The sequence below is a fragment of the Pseudomonas sp. AC463 genome, assembly GCF_979253585.1.
Genome location: NZ_CEEDDZ010000006.1, coordinates 155,071 through 176,713 on the forward strand (window position 1 = coordinate 155,071; position 21,643 = coordinate 176,713).

Consider the following 21,643-nt stretch of genomic DNA (forward strand, 5'->3'; position numbering starts at 1 on the left):
TTTGGGCCGCAGCGCGAGGCCGCGGCCACAAAGGCTATCAGCGCTTGGTGTTGGAACGGATGTTCCAGCCAAACTTGATCGCGCCGCCGTCTTTGGTGCCGTCGGCTTTCTGCGGCTGGTAGTCGACCATCACTTGGGCAAAGTTCAGGGTGACGTTCTCGGTCAGACGGTCATCGGAGCCCGAACCGCCGGTGCTCAGCGAGGTAACCAGCACTTCTTCCAGGTTGATCACCATGTACTCGACCTGGCTTTCGCCACCGGCCTTGCGCACGGTGAGCTTGACCTTGTCGATGTGCTTGCCGCTGGCGCAGTGCATCATCAGGTTCGGCGAGGCCTTGTCGACGTACTTGGTCAGCGACAGGTCCTGGATATTCACCTTGCCCGCACCGCCGCCACCGCCCACGTGCATGTTGCCGGACTGGGCCATGCCCCAGCTCCAGTTCAGCACGTCGATTTCGTCCTTGTGGGCCTTGTCCATGGACTCGCCCTTGATGTCGCCGATCTTGATGAAAATATCAACAGCCATGTTTTCTCCCTGTGTGGCGCTTGCCACTGAATTTGGTTATGCCCCAAAGGGCACTGCTTTTGTGTGGGAGGGGGCTTGCCCCCGATGCAGGCAACTCGGTCTGTCAGGCAGGCCGAGGTGATGCTATCGGGGGCAAGCCCCCTCTCACAGGAGAGCGAGGCGCTTAGGCGCTTTTTGCCGAAGGCAGCTTCGATACCAGGCGCAGCGACACGGTCAGCCCTTCGAGCTGGTAGTGCGGGCGCAGGTAGAACTTGGAGTTGTAGTACCCCGGGTTGCCTTCGACGTCTTCCACGATCACTTCGGCGGCAGCCAACGGGTGCTGGGCCTTGGTGGTTTCGGTGGAGTGCGCCGGGTCGCCGTCGACGTAGTTGAGGATCCAGTCCTGCAACCAGCGCTGCATTTCGTCCTTCTCTTTGAAGGAACCGATCTTGTCGCGCACGATGCACTTCAAGTAGTGGGCGAAACGGCAGGTGGCGAACAGGTACGGCAGGCGCGCGGCCAGGTTGGCGTTGGCGGTGGCGTCCGGGTCGTCGTATTCGGCCGGTTTCTGCAGCGACTGCGCGCCAATGAACGCGGCGAAGTCGGTGTTTTTCTTGTGCAGCAGCGGCATGAAACCGTTCTTCGCCAGCTCCGCTTCACGGCGGTCGCTGATGGCGATTTCGGTCGGGCACTTCATGTCCACACCACCGTCGTCGGTAGGGAAGGTGTGCGCCGGCAGGTTTTCCACTTCGCCGCCGGACTCCACGCCACGGATGCGCGAGCACCAGCCGTAATGTTTGAACGAACGGTTGATGTTCACCGCCATCGCGTAGGCAGCGTTGGCCCAGGTGTATTTGGAGCTGTCGGCGCCGTCGGTGTTTTCTTCGAAGGCGAAGGCTTCCACCGGGTCGGTCTTGGCGCCGTACGGCAGGCGCGCGAGGAAGCGCGGCATGGTCAGGCCGATGTAGCGCGAGTCTTCCGATTCACGCAGCGAGCGCCAGCCGGCGTATTCCGGGGTGGTGAAGATCTTGGTCAGGTCGCGCGGGTTCGACAGTTCCTGCCACGAGCCCATGCCCATCACGGTCGGCGAGGCCGCAGCGATGAACGGGGCGTGCATGGCGGCGCAGACTTTCGACAGCTCGCCCAGCAGCTCAACGTCTGGCGGCGACTGGTCGAAGTAGTAGTCGCCGACCAGGCAGCCGTAAGGTTCGCCGCCGAACTGGCCGTATTCTTCTTCGTACATCTTCTTGAAGATCGGGCTCTGGTCCCACGCGGTGCCCTTGAATTTTTTCAGGGTCTTGTGCAGGTCTGGCTTGGAGATGTTGAGCACGCGAATCTTCAGCTGCTCATCGCTCTCGGTGTTGTTGACCAGGTAGTGCAGGCCACGCCAGGCGCTTTCCAGCTGCTGGAAATCCTGGTGATGGATGATCTGGTTGACCTGGGCGGTGAGCTTGGCGTCGATGGCGGCGATGATCGATTCAATCGACTTGATCGCGTCGTTGGACACCAGGTCGGTTTGCGCCAAAGCCTGTTCAGCCAGGGTGCGCACGGCGGTTTCCACGGCTTCGCGGGCACGCTCGGTCTTGGGCTTGAACTCTTGCAGCAGCAGGTTGGCGAACTCGCTGGCTTCTTCGGTGGCACCCAGGATCTGGCTGCCTTCGCGGGCGGTATTGTCGGTCATGGTTACTGATCCCCTGCAGGCTTGGGCGCGCTGGCAAGTGCTTGCAGCAGTGCCGGGTCCTTGATCGCCTTCATGATGATTTCTTCAGCGCCGGTTTTGCCGTCCATGTAGGTCAGCAGGTTGGCCAGCTGGGTGCGGGCTTCGAGCAACTGGTTCAGCGCGTCGACCTTGCGGGCCACGGCGGCCGGGCTGAAGTCGTCCATGCTTTCGAAGGTGATGTCCAGGCTCAGGTTGCCTTCGCCGGTCAGCTCATTCGGTACGTGGAACGCCACGCGCGGCTGCATGGCCTTGAGGCGCGAGTCGAAGTTGTCGACGTCCACTTCAAGGAACTTGCGGTCGGCCACCGGGGCCAGAGGCTCGGCAGGCTTGCCGGCGAGGTCGGCCATCACACCCATCACGAAGGGCAGCTGGACCTTTTTCTCGGCGCCGTAAAGCTCGACGTCGTACTCGATCTGCACTCGAGGCGCGCGGTTGCGCGCGATGAATTTCTGAGAACTTTGCTTCGCCACGTTGCTGCTCCTGGTCGCTTGAGCGACGGTGTTGTTACTGCGTTGCCTGGCGGTTTACTCGCCGTCCGGGCCACGCAGGTTTTCAAATTGGGACATGCCATCGGGAATCAGATTGCGCACGATCGCCGCAAAATCGGCATGCACCAGATTTTTTGCCCGGTTCAACAGCACCGGCAGCGGGCTCGAAGGCTCGTGCCGGGTGTAGTACGCAAGGATCTTGTCGAGGCTGCGCAGCACGTCATCACGGTTGGCGATGTCGCCCACCGGGCGCGGTGCTGCGGGCGCAGCGGCGAAGTCGACCGAGGGGGCATTGTCGTCACTGACGGCCTCGGGTTCGCTGCTGCTGTCGGTGCCGGGCACCGCTTGGTTGAGGATCTGCAGCGCCTGCTTGAGGGGCTGTTTCAAGGTGGTGAGGTCCACGCCCTGGGCGGAACCGACTTGTTCGTTGACCTGCTGCTCGATGGCCTCGCAGGCGGCTCGCGCGGCGCTCAGGGCGTCGCGGGTGGCTTGCAGCTGCTCGGGGTCGCTGTCGAGGAAGGCGGCGTTGAGCTGCTGCGCGCCCAATTGCTCGTCGGGGAAACTCATCAGGCCGCTGGCATTGAGCGCGGCGCGCAGGCTCACCGGGCCGAAGGTGCGCGAGCGCGTGAGGATGCTTTCGCGCAGCAGGCGAATGGTCGCGTCGCTGGTCAGGCCCGACAGCGCGTTGATGCGCACGGTGGGGTCGTTATCGTCGTCGGCATCCAGGCGCGGGTGCAGGTCGGCCCAGTACTCGCGCAGCAGCGCGTTGATCAGCGTGAGGACATCGGCCAGCCCGACCACACCCTGCAGGGCGAGGGAGCTTTGCAACAGAAAATGGGTGATGCGCAGGTCTTTGCTGCGCTGGAGCAAGTCGAGGCTTTGCTGCTGGATGCTGCGCCACTCCGGCGGTTCAGCGGGCAGGATCGAATCGCCCATGCTGCGCTCGGGTTGGCCCTTGGCATCACGCTCAAGTTGTAGAAATTGCGCGTCATATTCCATGTCTTCGCCACAAGGCGAAGTCGCGGAAACGGCAGTGAGCAGCAACGGCACATCCACTGAAATTGATCTCCCTATCAGCCCGTTAGATGGCGGGCAATTCATGCGTTAGTTGCCTGGGGAACTTTGCATGTTTTCTTGGTCATATAAGCGCAATGCCACTAATGTGCCACCACCGCAATGCAAGAAGTTGTGCATTTTTGGTGTAGTACTTACGCCTTGTCAAGGTAAGCTATTCGCCCTCTGTGACAGATGTGCGGTGCTTAACAACCCGCGCGACTGGTGGGTCGAATGGCGCACCTGGATAGGATTTTTGTCATGCAGCCCAGTTAAGATCAGCGATCATGCTGGCATTGGCAGGTTGTAGCAGGTCGATTGCACGACCTGATGAGGAACTCTCGGGAACCGCTGTCCCGGGGGTCGACTGCGCGCGAAGTATCAGCAAGGAGGCAAGATGTCGCTGTGTTTGACTATCACTAGTTATCACAAGATTACCCCTGGGCAATGCGCCGAGAAGTCCATGAACCAGGGCTCGATGGCGATCGGCCGCAGCTCGGATAATGACTGGGTACTGCCGGACCCCGAGCGCCTGGTGTCCTCGCAACATTGCGTTATTCAATACAAAGATGGCCGTTATTATTTAACCGATAACAGCACGAACGGGGTGGAGTTGGTTAACGCCGCTATTCGTTTGCGCAGGGGTAACAGCGAACCCCTGCAAGATGGCGAGTTGATCCGCATCGGCGATTACGAGATCCAGGCGCGTATCGACTTCAACGTGCAGGCCGTCGACAGCCAGCCGTTTGCCGGTGAATCTCCGAACAGTTTCGAGGCCTTGATGGGCGCCGTGGTCAGCCAGCCAGCCGCCACGCCGGTGATCGCGCCGCAGTTCCACGGCGCCTCGTCCATGGACACGCTGCCGGATCTGTTCGACTTCCTCAGCCCCACCGCCGTGCCGCCGCCGACCGTGGCGGACCACGTGCCTTCCGAGCAACACGATTTCCGCCCGCCTACGCCGGTCGCCGTGGAAAAACCGGTGGTGTCGGGCGCGGTGATTCCCGAAGACTGGGACCTGTTTGGCGACACACCGGCCCCGGTCGCGCCGCCACCGCCGCCGCCAGTCATCCAGCCGCCACCGGTGGTCGAACCGGTCGCCGATACCCAGCCACAACCCGACCTGCTGCAAGCCTTCCTGCGCGGTGCCGGCCTGGACCAGTTGCGCCTGGACAAGGCCCAGGCCGAAGCGCAGATGGAAAGCATCGGCCGCAGCTACCGGTTGATGGTCGAAGGCCTGATCGATGTGTTGCGTGCCCGCGCCAGCCTCAAGGGCGAGTTCCGTATGCAGCAGACGATGATCCAGCCCGCCGAAAACAACCCGTTGAAATTTGCCCCCAACGCGGACGAAGCCTTGTTGCTGCTGCTTCGTCATGGAAACCAAGCGTTTATGGCGCCGGACGCTGCCGTGCGCGACAGTTTCGACGACCTGCGCGCCCACCAGCTGGCCGTGATGGCCGGCGTCGAGGCGGCGATCAAACACCTGCTCACACGCTTCGAACCGGCGCAGCTGGAAGAGCGCATGGGCAAGCCCGGCGGGCTCTCGAGCATTTTCAACGGCTCGCGCCAGGCCCAGTACTGGCAGCAGTTCACCGAGCTTTACAGCAATATTTCCCGCGAGGCCCAGGAAGATTTCCAGGACCTGTTCGGCCGCGAATTCAGCCGAGCCTACGAAGAACACAGCGCACGCCAGCGGCGTTGAACCGCAACACATGGATTAAACGGATAGCTAAGCACGTCATTGAGGACGCAGGATGATTCCCAGGTTTTTACTCGCAGTCGCCACACTTCTGCTGCTGACGGCGTGTGCCAACGACACCGCCAAACCCGAGGCCGCCGCTGAGGCGGACGCGGACACCGCCGCCATCGAGCTGCACTTCCACGCGATTGCCGGGCTGAACCCGGGCGCCAACGGCCAGGCCGCGCCGGTGCGGGTGCGCATCTTCGAACTGAAAAACGCCGCCACCTTTGGCCGCTCCGACTACTTCGCCCTGGCTGACCGCGCGCAATCCACCCTCGGCCTGGACCTGCTGGACCAGGACGAAGTGATGGTGCAGCCCGGGCAGCAACTGAGCATCCAGCGCGACCTCGACCCGTCCACGCGCCAGATCGGCCTGCTGGTGGGTTACCGCGAGCTGGACCGCGCGCAATGGCGCACGGTAATCAGCGTGCCGGCGCGCCAATACACCGAATACCAGATCAGCCTCGATGTGCGTGCCGTGCGCGCCGACGTCGTGGTTCCCCCATCCAGCCCTGCCCAATAAGTAGCAATCGGAGCCCCCATGTCCTGGAACAATCGCGTGGTCTGGTCGGAAGGCATGTTCATTGGAACGCAGCACTTCCAGCAGCATGACCGTTACCTGGAAAACTTGATCGACGCCCGCAGCCGCCCATTGTCCGCCGGCAGCTGGGGTTTCTCCGAGTTGCTGATCGACCAGGGCCTGCTGACCCAGGGCAAGCTGGCGATCGTGTCGGCGCGCGGCCTGTTGCCCGACGGCACGCCGTTCAATATCCCCCAGGATGATCTGGCGCCGAGCCCGCTGAACATCGACGACAGCCTGCGCGACGGCCTGGTCTACCTGGCTTTGCCGCTCAAACGCGCCGGCGCCCGCGACACCGTGGACGCCGGCGAAGCCCTGGAAGCCGCGCGTTACGTGAGCCAGGTGCGCGAAGTGCGCGACGACAACGCGCCGTTCGAAAACCGCGCGCCGGTGGCCGTGGGCTCGCGTGCCCTGCGTCTGTTGACCGCCCAGGATGGCATCAGCGATTACGCCGCCATCGGCCTGGTGCGCATCAAGGAAAAACGCGCCGACCGCGCCCTGGTGCTGGATGACAGCTACATCCCGCCCGTGCTGGACGTGGCCGCGAGCAAGCCGCTCACCGCATTCCGTAGCGAACTGCTGGGCCTGCTGCACCAGCGCGGCGAAGCCCTGGCCGGCCGCGTGGTTGCCTCGGGCGCCGGTGGCGCGTCGGAAATCGCCGACTTCATGCTGCTGCAACTGGTCAACCGCGCGCAGCCATTGATCCAGCATTTGAGCCAGTTGAGCCCGTTGCATCCGGAGCGCCTATTCAGCGAGCTGGTCAGCCTGGCCGGTGAGTTCTCGACCTTTTCCACCGCTGGCCGGCGCCCCCAGGAATACACGCAATACCAGCACGACGACCTGGCCCTGAGCTTCGCTCCGGTGATGGCGGCGTTGCGTGAAGCGCTGTCGATGCTGATCGACAGCAAGGCCACGCCGATCCCGATTGTCGAGAAAGCCTACGGCATCCACGTGGCCATGCTCGCCGACAAAACCCTGCTCGACAGCGCCAGTTTCATCCTGGTGGTGCGCGCCGATGTGCCCGGTGAAACCCTGCGCTCGCGCTTCGGCCAGCAGAGCAAGGTCGGCTCGGTGGAGCACATTCGCGACATGGTCAACCTGCAACTGCCGGGGATCGGCCTGCTGCCTTTGCCGGTGGCGCCACGCCAGATCCCCTACCACGCAGGCTCCACCTATTACGAACTGGACCGTGGCAGCGAGCACTGGCAGCAGTTGAACAACTCCGGCGGTTTTGCCTTCCATATCGCCGGGCAGTTCCCGGGCTTGAACCTGGCCTTCTGGGCGATCCGAGGATAAACCGCGATGCATCCCAATGATGATGACCGCACCCAGTTCATGCCGCGCCCGGGTGGCCGCGCGCCGGAGCCTGCGCGCGTAGAACCGTCGCCTCTGGCGATGCCGGCCGCGCCGATGCTCACCGGCAAAAGCCAGGGCCTCAACCCGCTGGAAAGCGCCGCCGGCCCGCTGTTGGCCTTGTTGACGCGGCTGCGCAACACCATCGCCCACCCGGCGCCGGCGAGCCTGCGCGCGCAATTGCTGGCTTACCTGCGCCAGTTCGAAGAGCGCGCCGAAGCCGCCGGTGTGGCACGCAATGAAGTGCTGCTGGCGCGTTATGCGCTGTGCACCGCGCTGGATGAAGCAGTGCTCAGCACGCCGTGGGGCAGCACCAGTGATTGGGGTAAGCAGAGCCTGTTGATCACCGTGCACAACGAAGCCTGGGGCGGCGAAAAAGTCTTCCAGCTGCTCGACCATTGCCTGCAAAGCCCGCGCGAGCGCCTGTACCTGCTGGAGCTGTTGTACCTGTGCATGTGCCTGGGTTTCGAAGGCCGCTACCGCGTGATGAACGACGGTCGCAGCCAGTTGGAAGCCTTGCGCGAACGCACGGCTGCGGCGATTCGCAGCGCCCGTGGCGAGCACGAGCGTGAGCTGTCGCCGCATTGGCGCGGCGTGACCGTGGCCCGTGATCGTCTGGCGCAGTTCATGCCGCCGTGGATCGCCGTCGCCATTGGCGTGGCGCTGCTGCTGGCGTTGCTGTTCACCTTGCGCCTGCTACTGGCGTCGCAGGCAGAGCCGGTGTTCAAGAATATTCATGCCCTGGGCGAGATCCCGGTGCAGGCCATCGACCGGCCGGTGGCGCAGCCCAAGGTCATCGAACGGCCGCGCCTGGCGGGCTTCCTCGCCGAAGACATCAAGGCCGGCCGCGTGGCGGTGGAAGATAAAGTCGACCGTTCGGTGGTCACCATTCGTGGCGATGAGCTGTTCGCGTCGGCCAGCTCCAGCATCGTCGACGACTACCAGCCGCTGATGCTGCGCATCGCCGACGCGATCCGCAAAGTGAAGGGCCAGGTGCGCGTCACCGGCCACAGCGACAATCGCCCGATTGCCACGCTGCGCTTCCCGTCGAACTGGGCCTTGTCCGAGGCGCGCGCCAAGTCGGTGCTGGAGATTCTGGCGGCCAAGACCGGCCAGGGCGAGCGCTTCAGCGCCGAAGGCAGAAGCGACACCGAGCCGCTGGCCACCAACAGCACAGCCGAAGGCCGCGCCCGCAATCGTCGGGTTGAAATCACCGTATTGGCGGAGGGCGTCGAGTGAAGGCGTTTTTCAGTTTCATGATTCGCTGGGTGATCCCCGTGCTGGGTTTGATCGCCCTGAGCCTGATCATCTGGTTTGTCGGGCCGTTGCTCGACGTATTGATGCCGCAAGGGCGCCGTTGGGCGCTGATCATTCTGGTGTTTGCGGTATGGATCGCCTACCGCGTGTTCCGCATCATCCAGGCGCGGCGCCAGGCCGCTGAAGTGATGCGCAGCCTCACCGCGCAAACCCCGGCCGACCCCAACAGCACCGCCACTGCCGAAGAGCTCTCGACCTTGCGCCAGCGCATGGACGAAGCCCTGGCCTTGCTGAAAAAGGCCAAGCTCGGCGGTGACGAGCGCCGCAACCTCTACGAGTTGCCGTGGTACGTGATTATCGGCCCGCCGGGTTCGGGCAAGACCACCGCGCTGGTCAATTCCGGGCTGCATTTTCCGCTGGCGGCGCAGTTGGGCGCCGGCGCGGTGCGTGGCGTCGGCGGTACGCGCAACTGTGACTGGTGGTTTACCGATCAGGCCGTGTTGCTCGACACCGCTGGCCGCTACACCACCCAGGACAGCAACTCCACGGTGGATAAAGCCGCGTGGCTGGGCTTCCTCGACCTGCTGAAAAAGCAGCGCTCGCGCCGCCCCATCGATGGCGCGTTTATCGCCATCAGCCTGTCGGATTTGCTGCTCGGCACCGACGCCGAACGCGCCGCCCATGCCGCCGCGATCCGCCTGCGCATCCAGGAGCTGTACACCCAATTGGGCGTGCGTTTCCCTATCTACCTGATGCTCACCAAGCTCGACCTGGTGCCGGGTTTCATGGAGTACTTCGACAACCTGAGCAAGGAAGAGCGCGCCCAAGTGTGGGGCATGACCTTTGCCCTGGACGACGGCAAACACAGCGACAGCCCGCTGGCCCACCTGCAAAGCGAATTCGCCGGCCTGGAACAGCGCCTCAACGAACGCCTGGTGGAACGCCTGCAACAGGAACGCGACCCGGCGCGCCGCGACCTGATCTACGGCTTCCCGCAGCAGTTCGGCGCGCTGAAGGATTGCCTGCAAAACTTCCTCGAAGGCGTGTTCAAACCGAATGCCTTTGAAGAGCGCGTGTTGCTGCGCGGGGTGTATTTCACCAGCGGCACCCAGGAAGGTAGCCCGATTGACCGCCTGATCGGCGCCATGGCCCAGAGCATGAACCTGGACCGCCAGCACCTGGCGCGCCAGAGCGGCACCGGGCGCAGTTACTTCATTGAAAAGTTGTTCACCGCCGTGGCGTTTGCCGAGCGTGGGCTGGTGGGTGTCAACCCGAAGGTTGAGCGCCGCCGCAAGTGGGTCGCGCGTGGTGTGCTCGCGGCCACCGTGGCCTTGGTGGTGGTCGTCAGTGGCTTGTGGTGGGTGAGTTACCGCGCCAACCAGGCGTATATCGCCCAGGTCGATGAAAAGGTTGCGCCCCTGGGCCAGACCGTGCAGAACCTGAGCCCGGCGCAGCGTGAAGTGCTGGCGGTGTTGCCGCTGCTCAACGCGGTGAAGAACCTGGCGGGCGACTCGCCGAGCTGGTCCGAGGGCCTGGGGCTGTACCAGGGCGATATGCTCGAAGCCGAATCCGCCAGTGTCTATCGCAAGCTGTTGATTGCCGTGTTCGCGCCACGCCTGGTGACGCGTATCGAAGAGCAGTTGCACAGCGGCGGTACTTCCGACTTCCTCTACGAAGGCCTCAAGGCCTACCTGATGCTCGCCGACAGTGAGCATTACGACCCGGACTTCATCAAGGCCTGGATCGCCCTCGACTGGGACCGCAACCTGCCACGCGACTTGCCGGCCGACCAGCGCCAGGCGTTGACCGGGCACTTGCAGGCGTTGTTTGACCGCCACCCGCCGAACGCGCGCCTCGACCCGCGTCTGATCGATGACCTGCGCCGCCAGCTGCAACAACTGCCGGTGGCCCAGCGCGTGTATGACCGAGTCAAACGCCAGAAGCTACCAGAGGGCGTTTCGGACTTTCGCATCAACGAAGCCGCTGGCCGTGACGCCGCGCTGGTGTTCAGCCGCAAAAGTGGCAAGCCGCTGGGCGAGCCGTTGAGTGGCTTCTTCACCGCCAAGGGCTATCGCCAGGCATTCCTGCTGAGCAGCCTGAACCAGACCGGCACCCTTGCCGAAGAGCAATGGGTGTTGGGTCGCGAACAAGCTGACCAACAGAACGTGGTGAGTCTGGCCGCCGATGTGCGCCGCCTGTATTTCCAGGATTATCAGCGCCAGTGGGACGCGCTGCTGGCGGATATCGACTTTGTGCCGATCACCAGCGTGGCCCAGGCGGCCGATGTGCTGCGGGTGATTTCCGGGCCCACCTCGCCGCTGAAAAAACTGCTGGTGGCGGTGGCCAAGGAAACCGACCTGCAAGCCGAAGAACGCCAACTGGCCGCCAAGGGCGTGCCGGTGGAAGGCGGCGTCGACAAGCTCAAGGAACGCCTCGGCAGCTTGCTTGGCCAGGAGCAACCTACCGCCAACGCACCCCAGGCGGGGGACGATCCGGTGACCGTGCACTTTGCCGAACTCAACAGCATCGTCAGCAAGAATGAAGGCGAACCGGCGGCCATCGACGGCCTGCTGGCGGACATGAACGCGCTGTATGTGCAGGTCAGCGCCATGGTCGGCGCCAGTGGCGACGCGTTGCTCGGCGAGGCCAAGAACCAGGCAGCGGCTGCGGCCACGCGGGTCAGCCTGAATGCCGAGCGCCAGCCGCCGCTGGTGCAGGGCATGGTCAAGTCGGTGGTCAACTCCACCACCAACAGCATGATGGGCGGCGTGCGTAACCAGCTGAACGCGGCGTGGGTCAGCGAAGTGGTGAATGTGTATCGCCAGTCGTTGGCGGGGCGTTATCCGATGTCGCCGGGCAGCTCCCGGGACGCGACCCTGGATGACTTCGGCCAGTTCTTCGGTGTGGGCGGGGTGATGGACAACTACTTCCGCAAATACCTGCAGCCCTACGTGGACACTTCCACGCAGACCTGGCGCTGGCAGCCGGGCGCGGCGCAGAAGCTCGGGATTGCGCCGGGCGTGCTGCAAACTTTCCAGCGCGCGGCGACGATCCGCGATGCGTTCTTCCGCTCCGGTGGCACCCAGCCCATCGTGCGTTTTGAACTCAAACCGGTATCGATGGACCCGACCATCACCCAGTTCCTGCTCGACCTCGACGGCCAGCAACTGAGCTACGACCACGGCCCGAGCCGCCCGGTGGCGATGCAATGGCCGAACCCCGGCAGCATTGGCGTGGTGCGCATCTCGATCATGCCGCCGTCTGCCAGTGGCCGTTCCGGCGTGACCCTGGACGGCCCATGGGCCTGGTTCCGCCTGCTGGAGCAATCGGACCTCAGCGCCGGCAACTCGCCGGACCGCTTCAACCTGCGCCTGCGGGTCGACGGCGCGAGCATTGCCTACGAGCTGCGCGCCAACAGCGCTTTCAACCCGTTCAAGAGCCGTGTGCTCAATGGCTTCAGCCTGCCGGAGCGGCTATGACGACGTTGGGTTTCTACGGCAAGTTGGCCAGCCGCGGTGACTTTGTCAGCCGCGCCTTGCCCCAGAGTTTTATCGGCCCGTGGGACAGCTGGTTGGCGGCGGGTTTGCTCGCCAGCCAGAACAGCCTCGGCGGCGATTGGCTCAACGTGTACCTGGTCAGCCCGTTGTGGCGTTTTGTACTGGCGCCGGGTGTGTGCGGGCCGGACGCGGCGGCGGGCGTGGTGATGCCGAGCATCGACCGCGTGGGGCGCTATTTCCCGCTGGCGGTGGTGGCGTTGCTGGATCACGACACCAACCCGGCGTCCCTGGTGGGCGGCTCGGACACCTGGTTCGAACAGGCCGAAGAGCTATTGCTGAGCACCCTGGATGCCGGCGCCACCTTCGAAAATTTCAACGACGGCCTCGACACCCTCGGCTTCCCGGCGAGCGAGCCGCGCGCCGTGGACAGCCGTTTCGCCGGCCTGCAACGCGTGGCCGCCACCGTACCCGATCAGCGCATGACCGCCCTCGCCGAACAGGCCTGTGACGGTGCCAGCCTGTGGTGGGGCCGTGGCTCGCAGACGATTTCCCCCGGTTTATTGCGGTGCCAGGGCCTGCCTGCCACCGGCGATTTTGCGCAGTTTTTGCTCGGACAAGAAGGTGTGGTGTAGATGGGGTCGACGTATAAATCCGCGAGCAAAAGCCATGTGGGCATGGTGCGCCAGGTCAATGAAGACGCGTGCCTGGACCTGCCGGAAAACCGCCTGTGGGTGGTCGCCGACGGCATGGGCGGGCACGCGGCCGGCGATTATGTGAGCAGCCTGATCGTCGACAGCCTGCGCAGTGTGCCGGTGGGGCGTTCGCTGGACGAATACACCGCAGCCCTGCGCACCGACCTGGTCCGTATCAATGCCGCCGTGCGTGAAGAAACCGCCAACCGTGGCGTGACCATGATGGGCAGCACCGTGGTCGTCCTGGCGGCGCGCGGCTTGCGCGGCGTGTGCCTGTGGGCCGGCGACAGCCGCCTGTACCGCCTGCGTGACGGCGTGCTCGAAGGCATCTCCCGCGACCATAGCTACGTGCAAGACCTGCAAGACAGCGGCCTGCTCAGCGAGGCCGATGCGCGTGTGCACCCGCGCGCCAATATCGTCACCCGAGCAATTGGCGTGGAGGCCCAGTTGGAGCTGGCGGTGGTCGACCTGCTGATCGCCCCCGGCGACAGCTACCTGCTGTGCAGCGACGGCCTGAATAAAACCGTCGAAGACCATGAAATCCGCGAAGTGCTCAGCCACGACGCGCCGGATGAAATCGTACGCAGCCTGGTGCACCTGGGGCTCAATCGCGGCGCGCCGGACAACATCACCGCCATCGTCGTGAAGGTATCGGCATGAACATCCTGATTCCCGGCTATGACATCGACGGCGAAATTGGCGAAGGCGCCATGGCCAGTGTGTACCTGGCCACCCAGCGTTCGCTGGAGCGCAAGGTGGCCTTGAAGGTGATGGCGGCGGCGTTGGCGGCCGACCCGAGCTTCTGCGAGCGCTTCCTGCGCGAGGGCAAGACCCTGGCGCGGCTGTCGCACCCGCACACGGTGACCATCCATGACATCGGCAGTGTCGGTGAGCTGTATTACATGGCCATGGAATACCTGCCCAACGGCACGCTCAAGGAGCGTATTGCCGCTGGCCTGACGCCGGAGCAGGGCGTGACGCTGATCCGCCAGATTGCCTCGGCGCTGGGTTATGCCCATGCCCAGGGGCTGGTGCACCGCGACGTCAAGCCGGCCAACATTCTGTTCCGCGCCGATGGCACGGCGGTGTTGTCGGACTTTGGTATCGCCAAGTCCCTGGACGACCGCACCCAGTTCACCCAGGCCGGTTTCGCCGTGGGCACGCCGAGCTATATGAGCCCGGAGCAGGCGCGGGGCCAGGAGATCGATGGCCGCGCCGACCTCTACGCCTTGGGCGTGGTGCTGTATGAAATCCTCGTCGGCAAGCTGCCGTATAACGGCACCGATGCGCTGTCCACGGCGCTGGCACACCTGACCGAGCCGCTGCCGGAACTGCCGGTGCACCACGGGCGTTACCAGGGCGTGCTGCGCAAGTTGTTGGCCAAGGACCCGGCGGAACGCTTCCCGGATGCGGCGGCGTTGCTGCTGGCCTTGGATAACCTGCCGAGCGAATCGGCAGAGGCCACGCTGGTGCGGCCGCTGCCGATTCCGATGAGTTTTGACCTGGCGGGCATCACCCCGGAATCCATCGAGATTCCGACGGCCAAGCCCGAGCCGGTGCGCCAGCCGGTGGTGCCGCCGACCCAGCACAGCGAGCAACGGCGTGGGCCGGTGCTGGCGTTGGCGGCGGTGGCCGTGGCTGTTGCGTTGGCCATTGGCGGCGCGAGCTATTGGTGGTTGAGCGGCAGCGATGAGCCGGCCAAGCCGCCGGCCGCCGTGGTGCCCGCCGTGACACCGCCGCCGGTTGCCGAAGTGGATGGCGGCCAGCGTCCGCTGTTGATGGCCGGCAAGAAAACCCTGTTCCAGCGTGTGCTGAGCAAGCCGGGCGCCAAGCTGTCCCATGACGCCGGTGGTGCATCCAGCGAAGGGCTGCCGGCGTTTTCCGTGCTCTACGTGTACCAGCGCAAGGACGTCGACGGCCAGTCGTGGGTGCGCGTCGGCGCCGCCACCGATGGGCGCAGCGACGGTTGGTTGCCGGCCTCTCAGGTCAGCGACTGGAAGCAGAGCCTGGTGCTCAAGTTCACCGAGCGCTCGGGCCGGGCGCCGGTGATGTTCCTGCGCCAGCCTGGCGAGGTGGAAAAGCTGCTGGCCGACCCTGCCGCCGCCAAAGGCGTGTTGGCCAAGGCGCAGCAAAACCGCGAAGACAACGGCCAGGTCCTGGCCCTGGAACCGACGGCCAGCGCGGTGCCGCAGAACCAGTTCTACCTGTTGCCGATCTTCGACTCCAAGGAGAGCTTCGACGAAAACGGCCAGCCGGTGCAGTTGCTCAATGTGGCCTCCATCGACCCCGGCAGCGCCGCCGCCAAGCCGGCTGCTCGCGCGGTTGCGGCCAACGCCGACGCCTTCCGTACTGCCGTGGTCATGGTGGTGGACACCACCGTGTCGATGCAGCCGTATATCGACCAGATCCGCGATGTGGTGCACGAGCTGCAAACCCGCATTGCCGAGCGCGGCGAGTTGGACAGCGTCAGCTTCGGCATGGTCGGGTTTCGCAGCAGCATCAAGAAAACCCCTGGCCTGGAATACACCGCCAAAACCCTGATCACCCTCGACCAGGGCCGCGACCCGCAGCGCTTCCTCGACATGGCGCGGCAGGTCAAGGCCTCGACCGTGTCCAGCCATTCGTTCAACGAAGACGCGTTTGCCGGCGTGATGCAGGCCGTGGACGGCATGGACTGGTCCGGTTATGGCGGGCGCATCATCCTGCTGGTCACCGATGCTGGCGCGTTGCGCAAGAACGACCCGTTTGCCGCCACGCAGATGAACGAAGCCGAAGTACGCCAGGCCGCGCTGGGCAAGCAGATCAAGATCTACGCCCTGCACCTGCGCACCGACGCAGGCAAAAAGACCCACGCCGGTGCCGAAAGCCAATACCGCATCCTCACCGCCGACGCCAACCCGCAGATCGGCGACCTGTACACGCCGGTGCCCGGTGGTGACGTGCGCAAGCTCGGTGAGCGGGTGGATGAGATCGGCAGCGTGTTCGCCAACCTCGTCCATCAGGTGCGCAGCAACACGCCGCAGCCTGTGCCGTTGCTGAGCAGTGCGCCGAGCCTGGCGGACAAGTCCGCGGCAGTCGGCTATGCGATGCACATGGACTTCCTCGGCCGCAAAACCGCGAGCCAGGCGCCGCAACTGGTCAGCGCCTGGACCGCCGACCGCGACCTCACCAACCCGGCGCTGCCGGCGTTCCAGGTGTGCGTGATGCTGACCAAGCTGCAGCTCAACGACCTGCAACAGTCGCTGAAACTGATCGTCGATGCGGCGCGCAAAACCCAGAGTTCACCCAAGGATTTCTTCCAGGAAATCGCCAGCGCCTCGGCCTACATGAGCCGCGACCCGCAAGCCCTGCGCAAGGGCGGCAACCTGGCCGACGGCGGCCTGCTCGGTGAATACCTGGAAGGCCTGCCGTACCGCAGCAAGTCGCTGAACATGACCCAGGACCTGTGGCTGTCGTTGAGCGTGGCCGAGCAGGAAGACTTTATCGACGAGCTGGACTCGAAAATCCGCCTGTATGAAACCTTCCACAATGACCTGGCCAACTGGGTCCGTTTCGGCGATGCCGAGCCGGGCGACGCGTTGTACCGCGTGCCGTTGTCGACGCTGCCGTGATGCTGAACCTGAGCGCGGTGCACAAGAGCCGGGGCCTCGGTAGCCAGCGCTATAGCCTGGTGATTCCGGCCTTGCAGCTGCGCGCGGGTGAGCACGTGGCGATTGTCGGGCCGAGCGGCTGCGGCAAAAGCACCTTGCTCGATCTGCTCGCGCTGGTATTGGCGCCGGATCAGATCGGCTGGTTTGAATTCTATCAACAGGACATCGGCGCGCTGTGGCGCGCCGACCAGCAATCCAGCCTGGCCGCGTTGCGCAGCCAGCACCTGGGCTATGTGCTGCAAACCGGCGGGCTGCTGGGGTTTCTCGATGTGCGCAGCAACATCGCGCTGTCGCGCCAACTGCTGGGCCTGAAGGATGACGGCAGTGTGGCGCGCCTGGCCGAGCAGCTGGAAATCAGCGACCAGTTGGCGAAGAAGCCGGCGGCGCTGTCTGTCGGCCAACGCCAGCGCGTGAGCTGCGCTCGCGCCCTGGCCCATGCGCCGCAATTGGTGCTGGCGGATGAGCCGACCGCATCCCTGGACCCATTGAACGCCGAGCGCGTGATGCACGCTTTGCTGGCCCAGGCTCGCGAGCACCGCGCCGCCTGCGTGATCGCCACCCATGACGAGCCGTTGGCCCGCGCCAGTGGCTTGCAGGTGCGGCGCATCAGTTGCCGGCGCGACACCGACGGCGGCGTCACCGCCACCCTCGGGGAGGTGTGCTGATGCGCCTCCCTCTGATCGCGTCCCTGGCCTGGCAGGACTACCGCAACGACGCCTGGCTGTCGGCCTGTTCGGTGCTGGCGCTGGTGGCGGTGATCGCGCCGCTGCTGGTGTTATTTGGCCTGAAATTTGGACTGGTTAGCAGTTTGACCGAACGTTTGCAGACCGACCCTGCCACCCGTGAAATTATTCCGCTGGGCGGTGGTCGATTCAGCAGCGCAGTGATCGAGCAGATCGGCCAGCGCTCCGATGTGGCGTTTGCCATCCCGCGTACGCGGCAGATTGCGGCGACGGCGCAGGTGGGCGCACTGGTGTTGGAAATGCTGCCAACGGCGCCTGGCGATCCGTTGCTGGGCGACTTGCCGGTGCCCAAGGGTCTGGACCAGATCGTGCTGAGCCACACCGCCGCCGAGAAGCTCGCGGCGCGGCCGGGGGACCTGTTGGAAACCCGTTTTGCGCGGCAGGTAGCCGGGCGCGTGGAGGAGCAGCGCACGCGGGTGCAGGTGCTGGCGGTGCTGCCGTTGGAAGCCTTTGCCCGTGACGGTTTGTTTGCCGATCTGGGCTTGCTGGAAGCGGCGGAAGATTACCGCGATGGCCGTGCGGTGCCGGCGTTGGGTTGGCAGGGTGAGACGGGCGTGAGCGAACAGAGGGTGTATCCGGCGTTCCGCTTGTACGCGGGCAGCCTCGCCGATGTGGAGCCGCTGCGGGTGTATTTCGCCGCGCAGAACCTGTTGGTATCGACCCAGGCAAACACCATCGCCCAGGTGCAGTCGTTGAGTCGCAACCTGTCGATTGTGTTCTGGATCATCGCCGGGTTGGCCTTGGCCGGAGCGTTTGCGGCGATCTTCGCCGGGTCCCTGGCCGCTGTGGCGCGCAAGCGTCGGGAATTGTCGGTGTTACGTCTGTTGGGGTTTTCCACCGGCGCGCTGTTGTTGTTTGTGGTGATGCAGGCGCTGTACAGCGCAGGGTTTGCCGCCGTGCTCAGTGCCGGGCTGTATGGCCTGGCCGAGGCGGGTTTGAATCATTTATTTGCGCAGGTGCCGGGCGAATACGCCAGCCATCTGCTGGCGCGTCATTACGCCCTGGCCCTGGTTGCAGTCCTCGGCGTGAGCGCCGTGGCGGCGGCCTGTGGTGGTTGGCGAGTGGCGCGTATCCAGGCTTCTGAAGGAATCAGAGATGTATAAGTTACTGGGCGCCGCCGTGGCGCTGAGCCTGGCCTCGCTGGCCTGGGCCGATGAAGCGAGCGATAAGCTCGACAACCCCAAACCGTTGACCGGCGACGTCAGCCTGCCGCTGCCGTGCGAAGGCAACATGGTGTTTCGCTACGCCTACGTGCTGGCCCAGGGCACCCTGGACGACCGCGAGATCAGCCTCGGCTACCCCTTCGCCGAAGGCGAAGCCGGCTACCAGCAGTCGTTTATTTCCGGCTACCGCCGCGACTTCATCAACGGCCAGTTCACCCTCAAGGACTTGCCCAAGGAGTGGAACAAAGTCATCGCGCCCTTGATGCCGAAGACCGACGCCAAGACCCCGCTCAAGCCCATGCTGTACTTCATCGGCAAGTACGAAGTGACCGCGCGCCAGTACGCCCAGGTGATGTCCCAGGCCCAAGCCCTGGCCAACGGCGAACCGGCCCCGGCCTGCGAGGCGCCGACCGGCATGGCCGGGCGTTTGCCCAAGGTGAAACTGTCGCGCTTTGAAGCCGAGCGTTTCTCGGCGGTGTACAGCGCCTGGCTGATGAAATACCACCGCGACCTGCTGCCGGTCAGCGGGCGCGGTTCCTCGGCGGACGACGGCGGCCTCGGTTTTGTACGCCTGCCCACCGAAGTGGAATGGGAATTCGCCGCGCGCGGCGGCCATGCCGTCAGCCGTCAGGACCTCGAAGGGCGGCTGTTCCCGCGCCGCGTCGAAGGCAGCGACAGCGACGGCCCGCTCGGCGATTACGCGGTGTTCAACCAAGTGGCCGGCGGCACTGGCCAGGCCGCGCGCTTGATGCCCATCGGCACCAAATTGCCCAACCCCATCGGCCTGTTCGACGTGATCGGCAACGCCGCGGAAATGGTCCAGGAATCCTTCCAACTGGTGCACGCCGGGCGCCGCCAGGGCACCTACGGCGGCTTTGTGGTCAAGGGCGGCAATTACCTGGAAGGCGAGGGCACGCTGTTTACCGGCATGCGCCGTGAGTACCCGCTGTTCGCTGCCGACGGCACCGAGCAAAGCAACGAGACCACCGGGTTCCGCGTGGCGATTGGCGCGCTGTCGGCGCCGCGCTCGCGTTACAAGGAGCTGTTCGCGCAATGGCAGAAAGAAGGCCGCCTGGCCGCGCTGACCGACGCCATCGACGACGCCCAGGACCCGACCAAACGCCTGGACAGCATCATCGCTGCCAGCGCCGACCCCAAGCTGCAAGCCGAGCTGGGGCTGGTCAATGAAGAGCTCAAGCGCAACGTCTCGCTGATCGCCCAGCAACGCGAAGAAGCGGCGGGCAACCTGATTCAGTCGGCCGCGTTGGTGGCCGAAACCATCGCCAACTACAACATCCGCCTGGCCAACCTGCAGAAGAGTCGCCAGCAGTCCCTGGACAACAAGGACGCGGCCAGCGCGCAGCTGTTCGACATGGCCATCGCCAATGGCCGCAGCGCCCTCGACGGCGCGGTGGCGATCTACATCGACAACCTGGCCACCGGCACGCGTTACACCGATGCGGTGATCCAGGCGCAGTTTCAACGGATCAAGGAAGAGTTGGATCGCAAACCGGTGCTCGGCAAGAGCCTGGTGACGCGCGCAACACTGTTCGTCCGCCATGTCGGCAACTACCGCAAACAACAGCGGGCCGACCCGGCGACGATCTTGAAGGAATTGCTCGCAGCGAGCGGTCAGCGATGATCGCTGGCTGTATGGCGAGCTTGGAAGGGACTCAGGCGGCGGTGGGCCGTGCTGGGCAAGTCAAACTTAAACGAGAACACACCTATGCTTTTTTCCCGTAAGGCGGTTTCCAAGCGTCATCTGTTGCTGATTGCCGCCGGCTTCAGCACGGTGCTGACCGGTTGCGCCACTTCGCCGTCTTCCAAGGTCGCGTCCAGCACCAAGGTCGAGTACTACCCCAACTGCTACGAGCCGGTGCAGCACCTGCGTGCCACCGATTCGGACATGACCAAGTCGGTCGTGACCGGCGCGGCCATCGGCGCTGCCGGTGGTGCACTGCTGGGCGCCCTGACCGGTGATTCCGACAAACGCGGCCGTAACGCCGCCATCGGTGCTGCAGGCGGCGCCCTGGCCGGCGGCGCGGCGGGTTACTACACCGAGCGTCAGAAGCAGATCAGCGATGACAACCAGCGCATTGCGTCCTACTCCACCGACTTCAACAAAAGCGCCTCGGACATCGACCGCAGCACCGCCTACGCCAAGGCGTCGCAGCAGTGCTACCAGAGCGCGTTCACCAAGCTGGTGAATGATCGCAAGGCCAAGACCGTCAACGACACCGAAGGCCGCAAGCGCCTGGCGGAAATCGTTTCGGGCCTCAAGGAATCCAATGACCTGATCGTCGCGGTCAACGGCAAAGCCAGCGAAGACCTGAACAACTACACCCAGGCCTACGAAAAAGACCTGCAGCAAGTCGGCGTACAGCGTACCGACGTGGTCACCGTGGCCCAGGCCGACACCACGCCGGTCGTGGCTCCGGCCAAGGGCAAGAAAGCCGTGAAACCGGCGAAGAAGCCCGTGTTGCCAACCGTGCCGAAAGAGGCGGTGACCACCGAGAAGAGCATCCAGACCGTGCAGGCCAAGCAAGCTGAAAGCAAGCAGGTGGCCAGCGCCGGTAAAGCGCAGATCGAAGGCACCTGCCGCGATCCGAACCTCGCCGACTGGGCACCGGTACCTTGCCCTAACGTTTAAGTAACATGCTGCTATAAGCGTCAAACGCCAGCCGATCTTCCGCTAATGCGCAAGATCGGTGGCGTTCTTTTTGCAAATCGTTAAACTGCTGCGGCCACTCAATAATTACACCGAGGCCGTGTGCATGAAATTTCGTCTTCTGTTGTGGGTGCTGGGCCTGATGATGGGCAAAGCCAGCCGCACCAATCCTGCCTTCCAGCAACAGTTGGGTGACAAAGATCTGGCGTTCCAGTTGCAGACCCTCGACGGCAAGGTTGCCCGTCACTTCATCGTCAAAGACCAGCGCATCACCAGCCGTTCGGGCGTACACCCGGCGCCGGCGTTTGCCATCGCGTTCCAGGATGCCGCCTACGGCTTCGCCACGATGCAGGCGAAGAACAAGCAACTGGCGTTCATGACGGGGATTCAGGACAAGTCGATCCAGATCAAGGGCAACCCGGCGCTGGTGATCTGGTTCCAGGGGTTGACCAAGTATTTGAAGCCGAAGAAAAAGAAGTAGACCGAGTTGGATTCATCGGGGGCAAGCCCCCGATAGCTATCTGGCAGGCGCCGGA

General features: G+C 64.3%; 17 protein-coding genes. 13 read left to right on the top strand and 4 right to left on the bottom strand.

The genetic code is table 11. From position 1 onward, the window contains the following. Positions 1 to 37: 37 nt before the first annotated feature. The 4 genes from AC0IYH_RS09430 to tssA all read right to left on the bottom strand — a co-directional run bounded on the left by AC0IYH_RS09430 (position 38) and on the right by tssA (position 3,769). Complete coding sequence (locus AC0IYH_RS09430; protein WP_017735732.1) at positions 38 to 526, bottom strand: Hcp family type VI secretion system effector; 489 nt, start codon at positions 524 to 526, stop codon at positions 38 to 40. 163 nt (positions 527 to 689) lie between these two features. Continuing rightward, complete coding sequence (gene tssC, locus AC0IYH_RS09435; RefSeq protein WP_101273612.1) at positions 690 to 2,186, bottom strand: type VI secretion system contractile sheath large subunit; 1,497 nt, start codon at positions 2,184 to 2,186, stop codon at positions 690 to 692. 2 nt (positions 2,187 to 2,188) lie between these two features. Then, positions 2,189 to 2,695, bottom strand: a complete 507-nt coding sequence (gene tssB / locus AC0IYH_RS09440; RefSeq protein WP_122774512.1) for a type VI secretion system contractile sheath small subunit — start codon at positions 2,693 to 2,695, stop codon at positions 2,189 to 2,191. Between the two features lie 54 nt (positions 2,696 to 2,749). Then, complete coding sequence (gene tssA / locus AC0IYH_RS09445) at positions 2,750 to 3,769, bottom strand: type VI secretion system protein TssA (protein WP_122774513.1); 1,020 nt, start codon at positions 3,767 to 3,769, stop codon at positions 2,750 to 2,752. 394 nt (positions 3,770 to 4,163) lie between these two features. Here tssA and tagH point away from each other — a divergent pair, with 394 nt between their 5' ends. The 13 genes from tagH (at position 4,164) to AC0IYH_RS09510 (ending at position 21,588) form a co-directional block, all read left to right on the top strand. Continuing rightward, positions 4,164 to 5,465 (top strand): type VI secretion system-associated FHA domain protein TagH, encoded by a 1,302-nt coding sequence (gene tagH, locus AC0IYH_RS09450; protein ID WP_471834006.1) that lies wholly within the window; start codon positions 4,164 to 4,166, stop codon positions 5,463 to 5,465. Between the two features lie 52 nt (positions 5,466 to 5,517). Next, positions 5,518 to 6,027, top strand: a complete 510-nt coding sequence (tssJ, locus tag AC0IYH_RS09455) for a type VI secretion system lipoprotein TssJ (protein WP_116627013.1) — start codon at positions 5,518 to 5,520, stop codon at positions 6,025 to 6,027. Positions 6,028 to 6,045: 18 nt separating this feature from the next. After that, the gene (gene tssK / locus AC0IYH_RS09460; RefSeq protein ID WP_471834008.1) at positions 6,046 to 7,380 is read left to right on the top strand and encodes a type VI secretion system baseplate subunit TssK; all 1,335 of its coding nucleotides are present in this window, start codon (positions 6,046 to 6,048) and stop codon (positions 7,378 to 7,380) included. Positions 7,381 to 7,386: 6 nt separating this feature from the next. After that, the gene (locus AC0IYH_RS09465; RefSeq protein WP_116627011.1) at positions 7,387 to 8,676 is read left to right on the top strand and encodes a DotU family type VI secretion system protein; all 1,290 of its coding nucleotides are present in this window, start codon (positions 7,387 to 7,389) and stop codon (positions 8,674 to 8,676) included. Then, entirely contained in the window at positions 8,673 to 12,173 is a 3,501-nt protein-coding gene (tssM, locus tag AC0IYH_RS09470) for a type VI secretion system membrane subunit TssM (protein WP_471834011.1), read from the top strand. The genes AC0IYH_RS09465 and tssM overlap by 4 nt, the downstream gene beginning before the upstream one ends. Continuing rightward, positions 12,170 to 12,823 (top strand): type VI secretion system-associated protein TagF, encoded by a 654-nt coding sequence (gene tagF / locus AC0IYH_RS09475; RefSeq protein ID WP_471834013.1) that lies wholly within the window; start codon positions 12,170 to 12,172, stop codon positions 12,821 to 12,823. The genes tssM and tagF overlap by 4 nt, the downstream gene beginning before the upstream one ends. Next, positions 12,824 to 13,543: a PP2C family protein-serine/threonine phosphatase gene (locus AC0IYH_RS09480; protein ID WP_471834015.1), complete on the top strand. Its 720-nt coding sequence runs from the start codon at positions 12,824 to 12,826 to the stop codon at positions 13,541 to 13,543. Then, positions 13,540 to 16,494 (top strand): serine/threonine-protein kinase, encoded by a 2,955-nt coding sequence (locus AC0IYH_RS09485; RefSeq protein ID WP_471834017.1) that lies wholly within the window; start codon positions 13,540 to 13,542, stop codon positions 16,492 to 16,494. Before AC0IYH_RS09480 ends, AC0IYH_RS09485 begins: the two co-directional genes overlap by 4 nt. Next, a complete protein-coding gene (locus AC0IYH_RS09490; protein ID WP_471834142.1) occupies positions 16,494 to 17,198 on the top strand; it encodes an ABC transporter ATP-binding protein in 705 nt (234 codons plus the stop codon). The genes AC0IYH_RS09485 and AC0IYH_RS09490 overlap by 1 nt, the downstream gene beginning before the upstream one ends. Next, positions 17,198 to 18,379: an FtsX-like permease family protein gene (locus AC0IYH_RS09495; RefSeq protein WP_471834019.1), complete on the top strand. Its 1,182-nt coding sequence runs from the start codon at positions 17,198 to 17,200 to the stop codon at positions 18,377 to 18,379. Before AC0IYH_RS09490 ends, AC0IYH_RS09495 begins: the two co-directional genes overlap by 1 nt. After that, on the top strand, positions 18,372 to 20,081 hold the full coding sequence (locus AC0IYH_RS09500) for a formylglycine-generating enzyme family protein (protein WP_471834021.1): 1,710 nt from the start codon (positions 18,372 to 18,374) through the stop codon (positions 20,079 to 20,081). The genes AC0IYH_RS09495 and AC0IYH_RS09500 overlap by 8 nt, the downstream gene beginning before the upstream one ends. A gap of 84 nt (positions 20,082 to 20,165) precedes the next feature. Beyond that, entirely contained in the window at positions 20,166 to 21,089 is a 924-nt protein-coding gene (tagQ, locus tag AC0IYH_RS09505; RefSeq protein ID WP_116627003.1) for a type VI secretion system-associated lipoprotein TagQ, read from the top strand. A 124-nt stretch (positions 21,090 to 21,213) separates the two neighbouring features. Further along, positions 21,214 to 21,588, top strand: a complete 375-nt coding sequence (locus tag AC0IYH_RS09510) for a helicase (RefSeq protein WP_116627199.1) — start codon at positions 21,214 to 21,216, stop codon at positions 21,586 to 21,588. Positions 21,589 to 21,643 lie beyond the last annotated feature (55 nt).